At 65.2% G+C, this 13648-nt stretch carries 13 protein-coding genes; 6 read left to right on the top strand and 7 right to left on the bottom strand.

Annotated features, from left to right (window positions below):
• Positions 1 to 92: 92 nt before the first annotated feature.
• The 3 genes from dld to budA form a co-directional block, all read right to left on the bottom strand.
• Positions 93 to 1826 carry a D-lactate dehydrogenase gene (gene dld / locus OQZ28_RS09905; RefSeq protein ID WP_458135998.1) on the bottom strand — a complete coding sequence of 578 codons (1734 nt, stop codon included), beginning with the start codon at positions 1824 to 1826 and terminating at the stop codon, positions 93 to 95.
• A gap of 200 nt (positions 1827 to 2026) precedes the next feature.
• A complete protein-coding gene (gene alsS / locus OQZ28_RS09900; RefSeq protein WP_130730733.1) occupies positions 2027 to 3718 on the bottom strand; it encodes an acetolactate synthase AlsS in 1692 nt (563 codons plus the stop codon).
• Between the two features lie 76 nt (positions 3719 to 3794).
• Positions 3795 to 4598: an acetolactate decarboxylase gene (gene budA / locus OQZ28_RS09895; protein WP_408884450.1), complete on the bottom strand. Its 804-nt coding sequence runs from the start codon at positions 4596 to 4598 to the stop codon at positions 3795 to 3797.
• A 226-nt stretch (positions 4599 to 4824) separates the two neighbouring features.
• Here budA and OQZ28_RS09890 point away from each other — a divergent pair, with 226 nt between their 5' ends.
• Positions 4825 to 5232 carry a hypothetical protein gene (locus tag OQZ28_RS09890; protein WP_242621724.1) on the top strand — a complete coding sequence of 136 codons (408 nt, stop codon included), beginning with the start codon at positions 4825 to 4827 and terminating at the stop codon, positions 5230 to 5232.
• Between the two features lie 50 nt (positions 5233 to 5282).
• On the opposite strand, the gene OQZ28_RS09885 is transcribed toward OQZ28_RS09890, so the two are convergent.
• Positions 5283 to 5612, bottom strand: a complete 330-nt coding sequence (locus OQZ28_RS09885; protein ID WP_130730734.1) for a chaperone modulator CbpM — start codon at positions 5610 to 5612, stop codon at positions 5283 to 5285.
• On the bottom strand, positions 5609 to 6526 hold the full coding sequence (locus OQZ28_RS09880; RefSeq protein ID WP_458135997.1) for a DnaJ C-terminal domain-containing protein: 918 nt from the start codon (positions 6524 to 6526) through the stop codon (positions 5609 to 5611). Before OQZ28_RS09880 ends, OQZ28_RS09885 begins: the two co-directional genes overlap by 4 nt.
• 279 nt (positions 6527 to 6805) lie before the next feature.
• Here OQZ28_RS09880 and OQZ28_RS09875 point away from each other — a divergent pair, with 279 nt between their 5' ends.
• A complete protein-coding gene (locus tag OQZ28_RS09875; protein WP_458135996.1) occupies positions 6806 to 8575 on the top strand; it encodes a Na+/H+ antiporter in 1770 nt (589 codons plus the stop codon).
• A 57-nt stretch (positions 8576 to 8632) separates the two neighbouring features.
• The gene (locus OQZ28_RS09870) at positions 8633 to 8989 is read left to right on the top strand and encodes a hypothetical protein (RefSeq protein ID WP_458135995.1); all 357 of its coding nucleotides are present in this window, start codon (positions 8633 to 8635) and stop codon (positions 8987 to 8989) included.
• A 36-nt stretch (positions 8990 to 9025) separates the two neighbouring features.
• Here the strand turns inward: OQZ28_RS09870 and OQZ28_RS09865 are convergent, their stop codons facing one another.
• The gene (locus OQZ28_RS09865) at positions 9026 to 10024 is read right to left on the bottom strand and encodes an aldo/keto reductase (RefSeq protein ID WP_458135994.1); all 999 of its coding nucleotides are present in this window, start codon (positions 10022 to 10024) and stop codon (positions 9026 to 9028) included.
• 219 nt (positions 10025 to 10243) lie between these two features.
• Between OQZ28_RS09865 and OQZ28_RS09860 the strand changes: the two genes are divergently transcribed.
• Entirely contained in the window at positions 10244 to 11173 is a 930-nt protein-coding gene (locus OQZ28_RS09860) for a DUF2272 domain-containing protein (protein WP_130730738.1), read from the top strand.
• A gap of 92 nt (positions 11174 to 11265) precedes the next feature.
• On the opposite strand, the gene OQZ28_RS09855 is transcribed toward OQZ28_RS09860, so the two are convergent.
• Positions 11266 to 11676: a rhodanese-like domain-containing protein gene (locus tag OQZ28_RS09855; protein WP_130730762.1), complete on the bottom strand. Its 411-nt coding sequence runs from the start codon at positions 11674 to 11676 to the stop codon at positions 11266 to 11268.
• Between the two features lie 152 nt (positions 11677 to 11828).
• On the opposite strand from OQZ28_RS09855, the gene OQZ28_RS09850 reads away from it, so the two are divergent.
• Complete coding sequence (locus tag OQZ28_RS09850; protein WP_130730763.1) at positions 11829 to 12851, top strand: cysteine synthase A; 1023 nt, start codon at positions 11829 to 11831, stop codon at positions 12849 to 12851.
• 77 nt (positions 12852 to 12928) lie between these two features.
• Positions 12929 to 13648 carry a response regulator gene (locus OQZ28_RS09845; RefSeq protein ID WP_130730739.1) on the top strand — a complete coding sequence of 240 codons (720 nt, stop codon included), beginning with the start codon at positions 12929 to 12931 and terminating at the stop codon, positions 13646 to 13648.

The raw sequence follows: 13648 nt of genomic DNA, 5'->3' as shown, positions 1-13648 counted from the left end.
AGGCCGCGCCCCTCCCCCAACGGGGGGAAGATCCACATGACTGGCCCGTGGCCGGACCATCATGCCAAAAGCACAGTAAGGCCGTTCGCGCCTTACCCTACGCTTTCGGCAACCCAGTTCCGGCGCTTGGTCGCCTGACCAATGCCGGGATTGAAGCAGTTGCACGGGTCAAGCTGGCGGTAATGGGCCAGCACGTCCTCGGGTGCCTGATAGAGATGACCGAAATTATGCTCCGCCGGGTAGCGCGCGCCGCGCCTGTCCAGGCCAGGCAGCATGCGGTGCTCGAGCGCGATACAGTCATAACCCTTACGCACCACGTAATCCTGATGCATCACGTGGCACAGGAAATGGCCATAGTACAGCTTGACGATGATCTCGTCATCAATGTCCTTGGGCAGCACCTCGAACCACTCGCGGTCATTGCGGCGCAGCGCCACGTCAAGCGCCACGATGTTCTCGGTGGTGTCGGTATGGACATTGCGGTACCGCACGGCCGCACCGGCAGCGGCAAAACGGTGCAGGAAGGCCTTGGCCCCTTCATCGGGCGTGCATTCGAAGAATTCGCCCTCATGCGTGGCGAAATGGCTTTTGAGGAAGTCACGCGCCTCCTGCGCGCCCGAGGCGCTGACCTTGAGCATGAGGTGATGCTCGAAGCGGTCACGGTAATCGCGCATGCGCGCGGGCAGGTGCTGCGGAAAGAAATGGCTCATGAACTGCATGAACCGGTCGCTGAAATGCTTGGGCAGGAAGCCGATCCTGTCCGCAATGCGGTCAAACGCATTTTTCATGGCGAACATGGCAGGCAGGCGGCTGGTGCCGATCATGCGGATGATGACGAAGGTGTCCTTGCCGTATTTCTCGGCAATGTTGAACGCATCGCGGTGCAGGTATTCGCCTGCTATCGGCAGTTCCTTGAATTCCGACAGGATATGGCGGCGCACATCTTCAAGCACATCGGTCTGGTTGGTGCCCATGTAGAAGACGACCGGGTCCTTTTCCGCCTCGAACGTATCAAGGCGCACGGCAAACAGGCCGAGCTTGCCCGCGCAGCCCGACCCTTCGTGCAGGCGCTGCAGGTCGGCATTGTAGCGCGCGGGAGTATCGGCGTTCACGTCGCGCACATGGGTGGCGTAGCCATCATCATGCCCGCGACCAGCCTGCCAGTTGATGCTGGCATCGGGGAAGTTGCCTTCCTCCGCGCGCCTGAGGATCTCCTCGGGGTCGGCGCCGAGCTCGATGCCAAGGTGGTTGACGAGCTGCAGCTCACCCTGCGGCGAGACCTGGGCGAACAGCGCCATGTCGGTATAGGCCGGGCCACGGCGCACCAGCGCGCCACCCGAATTGTTGCTGACCCCGCCGAACACCGAAGCCCCGATGCACGATGAGCCAATGACCGAATGCGGCTCGCGCCCGATGGGCTTGAGCATGGTCTCGAGCTGGTCGAGCGTGGCACCCGGCAGGCACACCACCTGCTTGCCGCCGCCAATGAGGTGGATCGTGCGCATGCGCATGCTGTGCACGATCACGATATCACGGTCATAGGTATTGCCATCGGGCGTGGAGCCGCCGGTCAGCCCGGTATTGGCCGCCTGCATGATCACGATCACCCCCGCCTTGACGCAGACCTGCAGCACGCGCCACTGCTCCACCAGCGAGCCGGGCATGACGACCGCAAGGGCACGCCCCTCACCAAAACGGAACCCCCGCCGGTAAGGAAGGGTCGCGCCATCCTCGGTCAGCACATGGTGGTTGCCCACGATCTGCTGGAGTTCCGTAACCAGTTGCGCGCCCGTGGTGGATGCCGTGTCCTGTGCTGTTTGCAGCATTTTTACTTTCCCTCGATGCCATTTCCTCACGCCCGCATGCCTGTCACGGCCTGGGGCATTCATGAAATGATGTTTTGTAGTCTGGCATGTTCCGCATCGGGCGACGTGCGCATAAAATGCTGAGGTCGCATGCCCAAACAGAACGGCCCGCCCGCCTGTAAGGGCGTGGCGGGCCGGTTTGAAGTGCGCCGGGCGGGGTTTTACGCCGCGGCCGAGGTCTCGCCCAGGGTTGCCAGCGGCTTCATGAGCAGGTGGTTCTGCGAATAATCCACCGGCACCGAGATCACCACCGGGCCTTCAATGTCCATGGCCTCGCGCAGCGCACCCGCCACGCCATCAGCGGAATGGACGGCAATGCCGTGCGCACCGCACGAGCGGGCGAACATGGCGAAGTCGATCGGCCCGAAATCCACGCCCGAGCCACGGCCATACTTCTTCTTCTCCTGCATCTCAACCATGTTGTAGGCCTGATCGACCCAGACCATGTGGATGAGGTTGCACTTCAGCCGCACCGCCGTTTCCAGCTCCATGCACGACATCATGAACCCGCCATCGCCCGAGATCGAGATGACCTTCTGCCCCGGGTTGACCAGGCTTGCGGCAATGCCCCACGGCAGGCCCACGCCCATGGTCTGCTGGCCATTGCTGATCAGCATCTGGCGCGCGCGGAAGGAGAGGAGGTAACGCGCCAGCCAGATATGGAAGGTGCCCATGTCGAGGCACATCGTCACGTCAGGGGTCACGAACTGCTCGAGCTCGCGCACGATCTGCAGCGGGTGGACTGCCGTGTTCGACGTGCTGCGCGCGCCCGACAGGGCGGCAAGGCGGGTGGCGTGATACTGGCTCAGGATCTCTTCAAGCTGCGGGGCACGCGCAAGCTTGCCTGCCTGCGCCGCCAGCGCCTTGACCGAAGCCGCGATATCACCCACCAGCTCCACCGCCGGGTCATAATGCGTGTCGAGCTCGGCGGGAACCACATCGACATGCACGATCTTGCGGCCGTTATCGACATTCCACAGCCACGGATCATATTCGATCGGGTTGTAGCCGATCGAGATCACGAGGTCGGCCTCATGCAGCAGCTGGTCGCCCGGCTGGTTGCGGAACAGGCCCACGCGGCCGCCAAAGCGGTCGGACAGTTCCTGCGACACCGCACCCGCGGCCTGGTAGGTGCCGATGACCGGCACGCCCGTGGTCGCCACCAGCGCACGCACCGCATCGGACACGTCGGGGCGGCTGGCCAGCAGGCCCAGCAGGATGACCGGGCGCTGCGCCTTGCGGATCAGGCCCAGCGCCTCGTTGATGGCCTCGACCGGGGCCGCGCCATTTTTGGGCAGCTCGCGCCCGGCCAGCACCTTGCCTTCCGCCGGCATGGACAGGATGTCCATCGGCGTGCTGACGAAGGCGGCACCGGGGCGACCGCTCTCGGCAAAGCGCAGCGCGTTGGCGATGGATTCGGACACGGCGGCAGGCGACGTGATTTCCGCGCTGTATTTGGTAATGGGCTGGAACAGGGCCACCGTGTCCATGCTCTGGTGGGTCAGCTTCAGGCGGTCGGCCAGCTTCACCGCGCCACCAATGGCCAGCACCGGGTCGCCTTCGGAGTTGGCGGTGGCAAGGCCGGTCACGAAGTTCGAGGCACCGGGGCCGGATGTTGCAATGGCAACGCCCGCCTTGCCGGTCAGGCGGCCAATGCCACCGGCGATGAAGGCGGCATTCTGCTCATGGCGGGTCACCACCGTCTCGATCGGGCTGTCGACCAGCGCGTCGAACAGGCGGTCCACCTTCGCACCCGGAATGCCGAATACATGGGTCGTGCCGTGCGCCACGAGGTTGCGCACGATCATGTCCGCCCCGCACTCAGGCGCGGCCGATTGGGTCTTGTCAGTCATTGTTCCAGCTATCCTGAAAGATTATGCGCCGCAGCCTTGGCTGCCGGGCAGGGAAGTGGCGGGAGGGGTCGCCCCCTCAACCGCCCTCGGCCACGCGAATGGCCTCGTGAATGTTCTCGGGTGAAAGATTGGCCTTCGCGAACTGCTCGGTGCGGGGCAGCTGGATCTCGACATCGGAGATGATGCCCACCTCGAGCTTGCCCTTGAGCACGGCGTAATCGGTCAGGTGACCGCCACGGCGGCTGTCTTCGGTCAGGAAGTGCAGGTGGTAGCCCGCCACGTTCACGCCCTGCATGTAGCCCGGCGTGCGGAAGCCGAGCATGGTGCCGGTGGAGGCACCGAGCTGCATGGTGGGCTGGCGCGCCACGACCTCGAGCATGGGCGGGTAGGGCTGGCACTGGCAGAACACGGTGCGGGTCTCGACCCGCTCGAACAGGCCGGTAAAGCGCACGGCGGCGAACAGGTTGGGGTTGTTGACCAGGCGGTCGACAATCGCCTCGAAGCCTTCCTTGTCCTGGGCGGTGTCGATCATGTACTCCTTCTCCGGGTTGAAGAAGGTCACGCAGGCGAACGGGGTCTTGAGGTCACCCGGCACGCGGCCGGCCTGCCCGTCGGCACGGAACTGGTGGATGACGCTGTCATTGACGATCATCTCGCCATCGAGCGCATTGAACGTGCCCAGGCCGAAATTGCCGTGCAGCAGCAGTTCGTCCAGCGTGGTTTCCCCATCATAGACGGCATCGAGCAGTGCGGCCATGGTGGAGGTCTGGTACAGGCGGTTCATGCGTGGACGCACACCCGTCGCGTCAGCAGCGCTGGAGCGGGTATCGATATCGCCTACCGAGTAGCATTTCAGCTTCAAGACCTGGGTCTCCTGCAACGGGGCGGCGGCGCAGCGTGGCACGGCCTGCTTCCCGATCATGTGTAGATGGCACGATGATGGTGAGGCAGGTTGTTCAGTACGTCCAATATATATTCAAGGCTATTTCCATATATAAAATATATGGACTGGCGCGGGCCGCAGGGCGGCCACACGGGGCTTGCCGCTTGCCCTGTCCGCGCGCCGCCTGCATTGTGAACGGTCAATGAACAGGCAGGATGACCCGATGATGAAACCCCTCCACATGGCGATCGCAGCCCTCGGCCTGACCGGCGTGATCGCGGGCGCCAGCGTGGCCCATGCCGACCAGCCCGACCCCAAGCCCCCCTACGGCCCCGGCGCCTATACCGGTGACTGGACGGCGCTTGGCCTCCAGCCCGTTACCATCACCGCCAACAAGGCCGTTGGCCCGGCAGCACGGCTTTACCTGAAGCTGCCGGATTCGCTGGGCAAGATCACGGGGCTGACAGGCCGCACCATCGAACTGAAGGTGCAGGATGAGACCTCGCTGCGCTCGGTCAATGACGACCCGCGCACCGTCTTCCGCCTGACCTCGCCCAATGCCGCCGACCTGCAGATGCAGGGCGCCAAGCCGGGCCAGAAGCTGGACCTGCCGCTCAGCCGCGCGGACTGAGCCATGAAAAACCCCCGTGGCCGGATGCGGGCACGGGGGTCAGGCTGTTTTCAGTCCTGCGCGCTGGTGAGCAGGGCGCGCAGGCGGGCGCGCAGGTCGCTCTCGCGCGGGGTGCTGATCACCTCGCGCAGGCGCAGCATCTGGCGGCGGGCGGCATAAAGCTGGTCGAGCAGCGACAGCACCACCGGCATGCCCTCGTCATTGATGCCCATGTCATCGCGCAGCTCGACGATCAGCCGGGCCCGCGCCTCGTCTATATCGCGAAACAGGTAGTGCCCGCGCGCGCCCTCGGGCCGCAGCCAGTCGCTATCAATCCATGCCTGCACGTCCCGCTCGGGCACGTTGCCGATGCGCAGGCACAGGGTCTCGATCGTAATCATGCCTGACCCTCCGCAGGCTCCGGCTTCTCGCCTGTCGCACCATTGCGCAGGAATTCCTCCAGCGCCGGGTCAACCTTGCCCAGCGTCACGACCAGCTTGACATACAGGTTGCCCGCCTCGGTCTTGCCATGCGCCTTGACCCCGCGCCCGCGCAGGCGCAGCACGCTGCCACTGTCGGAATGGGCGGGCACGTTCATCTTCACCGACCCCGCAGGCGTGGGGATGGTGATGCTGCCGCCAAGCACCGCCGTTTTCAGGTCCACCGGCAGCGACATGCGGATGTCGTTGCCATCGCGCGTGTAGGTGCTGTCAGGCGCCACGGTGATGGTGATCAGCGCATCGCCCGCGGGGCCACCCTGCTGCCCCGGATCACCCTTGCCGCGCAGGCGCATGACCTGGCCATCGGCAATGCCGGGGGGGATCTTCACGTCAAGCTGCGTGCCGCCGGGCAGCGTGATGCGTTCCGTGCCGCCATTGACGGAAACAAGGAAGCTCACGGTCAGGGCATACTGCCGGTCCGCCCCCTTCATCGGCCCCTGAGGCCTGCGGCGGAACCCGCCGCCGCCACCGCCGAACATGCCGAAGATGTCGCCCAGATCATCTTCCGAGAACTGGCCGCCACCGTAATGGAAGCCCTGCGCTCCTTCGGCATAGTCGCGGTAGCCGCCACCGCCACCAAAACCTTTTTCCTGCCCGGCCTCATCAATCTCGCCCCGGTCGTAGCGCGCGCGCTTCGCCTCATCGGACAGCAGGGCGTTGGCGGCACCTATGGCCTTGAAGCGCTCCTCGGCCGCCTTGTCGCCGGGGTTGAGATCGGGGTGGTACTTCTTGGCCAGCTTGCGGTAGGCCTTGCGGATATCATCCTGGCTGGCCGAGCGCGTCAGGCCGAGTACTTCGTATGGATCCTTGCTCACTTAAAAATCATCCCTCCATCAGGAATGGGCCGGCCCGGCCATGCGCCACGCCCGTGCCCCCTGAACACCATCAATACAGCCTTGCGGCCTTTCATGCTTTGATAATGGGAAGTGAGAAGAGCAGGGTCAATGAAGGGTGGGGAAATCTTCGATCCGCGCATGGCTGGCAGAAGAAAATAACACGACAGGAACTTCAAAATAACATCTTTTGTATTTTTAATTCATGCAAAAATGAAGTATTTCCGCAGTGCAATAGAACTATAAAAAAGACCACGCCAGATGCATGCCGTTTTCATCACCCTTGCATTACTGACCGTTACCGGGATCAGCAGCCTGATTTCGCGCGTGGGGCGCATTCCCGTGCCCCTGCCACTGATCCAGATCGCGGTTGGGGCCATCGCGGCCCTTGCAGGGCTGAATATCGGCTTCGACCCCGACATGTTCCTGCTGCTGTTCATTCCGCCGCTGCTCTATGCCGATGCCTACCGCATGCCGATGCGCGAGTTTGGCGAACTGCGCAACATCATCATCATGATGGCGCTGGGGCTGGTGGTGTTCACCACGCTGGCCTGCGGCTACTTCATCCACTGGCTCATCCCCCCCATCATGCTGCCCGCAGCCTTCGCGCTTGCCGCCGTCATGTCGCCCACCGATGCGGTCTCGGTGGGCAGCATGATCGAGGGCGGGCGGGCACCCGCGCGCGTGGTGCACATCCTGCATGGCGAGGCGCTGCTCAACGATGCCTCGGGGCTGGTGTGCTTCAAGTTTGCGGTGGCGGCGGCCATGACGGGGCTGTTCTCGTTCCAGCAGGCGCTGGGCAGCTTCATCTTCATGGCGGCGGGCGGCATCGTGATCGGCATTGTCGTGGCGTGGGCGGCGTGCCGGGCGGAGCACATGCTGCTGGTACGCGGCTATGACGACCCGCCCACCCACATCACGCTGGCCATGATGCTGCCCTTTGGCATCTACCTGCTGGCCGATGCGGTGCAGTGCTCGGGCATCCTCGCCGCCGTGGCGGGCGGCATGACGGTCAAGTTCACCGGCGTGATGAACGAGGCCCGCACCGAAACCCGCCTCAAGGCCACCACGGTGTGGGACATGGTGAACTTCACGTTCAATGCCGTGATCTTCCTGCTGCTGGGGCTGCAGCTGCCCGATCTGGTGACCGGGGGGGCCGCGATCGCGCGCGCGGGCGGCATTTCGCCGTGGTTCCTGATCCTGGCCATCGTGGGCATCCAGCTCATGATGAGCCTGATCCGCTTCGCGTGGATCTGGATCTCCATTTCCGCCCGGCGGCTGTTCGCCCATCTGCGCCACCGCAACGCGGTCATCCCGTCCGCGCGCAACGTGCTGCTCATGACCGTGGCGGGCACGCGCGGGGCCATTACGCTGGCGGCCGTGCTGTCGCTGCCGGTGGCAACGCTGGCAGGCCCCGGCTTTCCTGGTCGCGACCTGCTGGTAACCCTTGCGGCGGGCGTGATCATCTGCTCGCTGGTGCTGGCGAGCGTGGCCATTCCGCCACTGCTGCACGGCATGAGCACCGATGAGGACGACCCCAGCCTGCACGAGCTGGACATGATGCGCATCGAACTGGCGCAGACCGCCATCGAGGCCCTGCATGCCGAGCAGGCGGTGCTGGCACAGCAGGAACTCGACACCATGCCCGATGGCTCGGAAAGCGTGGACCTCAAGCAGGAAGCCATTGGCCGCCTGCTGCACGAATACCAGGACACGCTGCGCAGGCTGGACAATTCCCGCGCGGCGGAAGCCAGCATCCGCGCCACCGCCATCCGTGAAAAGCGGACCGAGCTCGCGCTGCGCTTCCGCCTCATCCGCCACATGCGCGAGCGGCTGCACATGCGGGTGGTGCAGAAACTCATCAATGACGAGACGGAACTGACCATCAACCAGGAGCTTGATTTCATCGAGCAGGAACTCCAGATCGAGGCCCGCTCCCTGCCCCGGCCCGATGGCCTGCCGCATGCCAGTACCCATGATGGCGCAGCCCTGCCTGAAACGGGCTGCATGGCACCCGCCCTGACAGACTGATACAAGGAGCACCGCCCCGCGCCACCGGCAGACCGCAACCGCAAGAGGAACCACCCCATGCCGCGCATCCGTATCCTGCTGGCCTGCCTGTGCCTTGGCACCGTCGGGGCCGCGGGGGCACAGGCCCGCTCACATCACTTCAACGTGCGTGAACATCACCCGCACGGCAACTCGCCCTATGGCGACATCAGCGGCTTCGTGCCCGCCATCAGCGAAAAGGACCCCCGCTACGTCGCGGCCTCACAGCGGTGCCAGAGCAAGGCTGGCGTTGGTGCGATGGGGGGCGGAAACAGCGGCAGCGCCCAGACATGGGTCGGGTCCGGGCACACCAGCTTTTACGCCGAATGCATGGTCGAGACCGGGGCATGGGCCCCCCGCTACAACACCAGCGTGGGTGACTCGGTCGACCCCTGAGCCCTGCGCAGGGCGCAGGGCACGGGGCCGCACGCCTCAGCTACCCGGAGGGGCCATGAAGCCGGGGCCGACCGGGTCGGGGATGCAGCGCGCCAGGATCGCATCGATCTCGCGCCGGTCATCAGCGCTCAGGTGCCAGCCCATCGCATCGGCCACGGCGGCGATCTGGTCGGGGCGGCGCGCGCCCCACAGCGCAATGGTCGGCCCCTGGTCGAGCACCCAGCGTATGGCCAGGGCGAGCAGCGACTTGCCATGCCTTTCGCGGGCGAAGTCCTGCAACTCACGCACCGCCTGCAGGTAATGCGCGAAGCGGGGCGGCTGGAATTTGGGGTCGGCGCTGCGCAGGTCATCGGCGCCGAATTTCGTCTCCGCCGTCATCTTGCCCGACAGCAGGCCACGGCACAGCGGACCATAGGCCAGAATGGCCAGGTCATGCTGGCGGGCATAGGGCAGGATGTCATGCTCCATCGCGCGCTCGAACAGGTTGTAGGGCGGCTGCACGGCACAGAGCGGGGCGAACTGCCGGAAGGCATCCATCTGGGCAATGGAGAAATTGCTCACCCCCAGCGCCAGCACCTTGCCTTCGCGCACCAGGGCCTCGAGCGTGCGGGCAGTCTCTTCCATCGGCACCGAGGAATCGGGCCAGTGCACCTGGTAGAGATCGATGTAATCGGTGCGCAGGCGGCGCAGCGAATCCTCGATTTCCTTGCGGATGCGCGCGGGTGACGAATTGCGGAAGGGCTTGTGGTCATCCTTCCAGTCCAGGCCCACCTTGGTGGCGATGGCCACCTTGTCGCGCCGTCCGGCCAGGGCCTGGCCCACGATTTCCTCCGAATGGCCAAAACCATACACGGGCGCGGTATCAACCAGCGTTATGCCTACATCGAGGGCTTCATGGATGGTGGCGATGGCATTGCGGTCATCCGGGCCCCCCCACATCCACCCGCCAATGGCCCACGTGCCCAGCGCGATGCGCGAGACGGGATTCTTGAGCCCCCGGATCTGGATGGTTTCCGTAACAGGCGCCTGCGTCATGAAATGCTCTCCCTTGTGGTAAAACGGTCGTGGCGATGGGGCGACCGCCCGCCATACTGTGCCACGGCACGGTACGCGGCGTTACCCACCCCGATGGAGCGGAGGCATGCGCGCCCCTCACCCGCTCCTGCCCCCCACAACACGAAGCGCGTGGCGGCGTTGCGTTCTTTTTGCGGCCGGGAGGGGGCGCACCCCTTCCGCAAGGCCGGTCCGCGCCGTATGGGTAGAGGCACATTACCTGTTACGGAGTGCCCCTTGCGCAAGACAGTCCTGCTCGCCCCCCTGCTCGTGCTGGCTGCGTGCGCGCATACTCCGGCCAACCAGGCCCACCGGGCCACCACACCGGTCGCGCAATATGCCAACGGGGCCGGGCCGCTGGCGGTCAACACCCACGTGCCCGATTTCGCCACCCGTAACTACGAGCCCTTCAACCGGCAGGACGTGATAGCCATCGCGCTGCGCGAATGGCGGCTGTTCGGCCAGCCGGTCAGCGATGACGACCCGCTGCTGCGCCCCGAACCCACCACGCCGGTGGTCAAGCCCGAGCGCACGGCCGGGCTGTGGCAGCGCGTGGGCGAATACTGGTGGATTGGACAGGACCCCGCCGAGACCGAATCCTCATGGGATGGCAAGCATGATGCAAACGGCCACATCACCGATTTCGTGCATGATGGCTATTATGCTTGGTCGGCGGCGTTCATCTCGTACGTGATGCGGGTGGCGGGTGCGAATGACCGCTTCGCCTATTCGCCCAACCACGCCACCTATATCAACGCCGCCGCCTCCGGGCAGGAAAAGGGCGTAAAAGCCCGCAACCCCGCCCGTTACGCGCCAAAGCCGGGCGACCTGATCTGCGTGGGGCGCGGGGCGAGCAAGTCGGTGCGCTTTCGTGACCTGCCCACGCCGCAGGGCTTTCCCGCCCATTGCGGCATCGTGGTGGCCGGGCCGCATGATGATGCGCCCTTTGGCCACGAGATCAGCATCATTGGCGGCAATATCGACGATGCCGTGGCCCTGACCCACGTGCCCGTAGGCCCCAATGGCCGCCTGACCGACAGGAATGGCAAAAGCCTCGATCCCCGCTATCCGTGGTGCGTGGTGCTGCAGGTGCACTACGATGCGGACCGCGAGCCGCAGGCCGATCAGTAAGGCAGGTTTTCAACTGCAAGCGTCAAAAAGAACGCCGCCTTTTTGCAAAAAGGCGGCGCCCAGAAACTTTTACTTCAATTCCGCAAGGCCACTCAGCCACGCGTCCATGGCAGTTCGGATGCCTGCCAGCCCGCAAGGCGGCCTCGGCTGCCCGTCGCATCTTCCGGCCCCTCGAAGCCGTCGGCCACGTTAAAAACATTGTGATAGCCCGCGTCATACGCCGCATGGGCAGCAGCCATGCTGCGCGCGCCGGAGCGGCAGATGAAATAGATCTCGTCGGTCTTGCCAATCCCGGCCTTTTCCAGCGTGGTCAGGAAGTCCGGGTTGACCTGGCCCGCAGGCGGCAGCTGCCAGCTGTCGCGCACCAGTTCGCGCCCCGCGCCGGAAAGGTCGGGCACGCCAATATGTTCCCATTCCATGGGGGTACGCACATCCACCAGATGGGCGTTGGGGCGGCCACTGACCGCAGCCCACGCGGCGGCGGGCGAGATATCGTCAATCATCATGTTTCCTTTCGGCTGGAAAAACCTGTGCAGCGGGGATATGCCAGCCCTGCCCCATTCCTGATAGTAAGGATGCAACAGGCACTGCATGGCCACCACCCCGGCCTGCGGTGCCGCATGGTACGACCCAGATCAAGCGAAGGTGCTGCCTTATGGCCGAAAGTGCAAATCCCGTCTCCTCCCCCAGTGCTGATATGCCCGCAGCCATCGGCCATACGCCGCTGATCCGTCTGCGCCATGCGTCAGACATCACGGGGTGCGAGATCTACGGCAAGGCGGAGTTCATGAACCCCGGCGGCTCGGTCAAGGACCGCGCGGCGCTGGCCATCATCGATGATGCCGAGCGCCGCGGCACGCTCAGGCCCGGCGGCACGATTGTCGAGGGCACGGCCGGCAATACCGGCATTGGCCTCACCCTCGTGGCCAATGCGCGCGGCTACCGCTCCATCATCGTCATGCCCGAGACCCAGAGCCGCGAGAAGATCGACTTCCTGCGCATGATCGGCGCCGACCTGCGCCTCGTGCCCGCCAAGCCCTTCCGCGATCCGGGCAACTACGTGCATGTCTCGCGCCGCCTGGCGGAAGAGACCGGCGGCGTGTGGGCCAACCAGTTCGACAACACCGCCAACCGCGAAGGCCACCGCCACACCACGGCGCCCGAGATCTGGCAGCAGATGGGCGGCAGGCTCGATGCCTTCACCTGTTCATGCGGCACCGGCGGCACGCTGGCGGGGGTGACGCTGGGGCTGGAGGATGAAGCCCGCAAGGCCGGCGTGGCCCGCCCGCGCATCGTGCTGGCCGACCCCGAAGGCTCGGGCCTGTATGGCTGGGTGAAGTCGGGCGACCTTTCGGTCAGCGGGTCTTCCGTGACCGAGGGCATCGGCCAGTCCCGCGTGACGGGCAACCTCGAGGGGCTGCATTTCGATGATGCCGTGCGCATCCCCGACCCCGAGGCGCTGGAGCAGATCTACAGCCTGCTGATCCATGAAGGGCTTTCGGTTGGCGGGTCGGCGGGCATCAACATCGCCGCCGCCATCCGCGTGGCCCGCGCCATGGGGCCGGGGCACCGCATCGTCACCATCCTGTGCGATGGGGGGGCGCGCTACCAGTCCAAGCTGTTCAACCCGGAATTCCTGCGCGGCAAAAACCTGCCCGTGCCATCCTGGCTGGCCTGAAAAGGCTGCGGTCACAGGCATTGAAACGGAGTGAAACACCGGGTGCGGGCCGCTGCGCCATGGTGTAGGATAAGCGCATGAACCCGCTGCCGCATATCCTCATCATTGATGATGACCGTGAGATCCGTGACCTGCTGGCACGCTTCCTCGAACGCAACGAACTGCGCGTCACCACCGCGCGTGACGGGCAGGAGGCCCGCCGCCGGTGGGGGGAAGGGCATTACCAGCTGGTCATCCTCGATCTCATGCTGCCGGGCGAGAGCGGGCTGGACATCTCGCGCTGGCTGCGCACGCAGGCCAACGTGCCCATCGTGATGCTCACCGCCATGGGCGATGATACCGACCGCATCATCGGCCTTGAACTCGGCGCGGATGACTACGTGCCCAAGCCCTTCAACCCGCGCGAGCTGCTGGCGCGCATCCGCGCCGTGCTGCGCCGGGCCAGCGACACGCCCGACCCGCGCAGCGTGCCGGTGCTGCACACGCTGCGCTTTGCGGGCTGGTCGCTCGATACCGGGCGCCGGCGGCTGCACAACCCCGAAGGGGTGGAAGTGCCCCTGACCGGCGGCGAATACGACCTGCTGCTTGCCCTGCTCGAACGCGCCAACCGGGTCATGACGCGCGACATGCTGTTCGACCTGCTGCGCGGGCGGCAGGCCGGTCCGTTCGATCGCGCCATTGACGTGGCCATCAGCCGCCTGCGCCGCAAGCTTGAAGATAACGGCCGCAACGCGCAGCTGATCAAGACGGTGCGCGGCGGGGGCTACGTGCTCGCAGCAGAGGTCGAGCGCAGCTGA

It is taken from the genome of Komagataeibacter sp. NFXK3, assembly GCF_054182245.1.
Note: the sequence above shows the minus strand (reverse complement) of the source record. Positions and strands in the feature narration are given on the sequence as shown.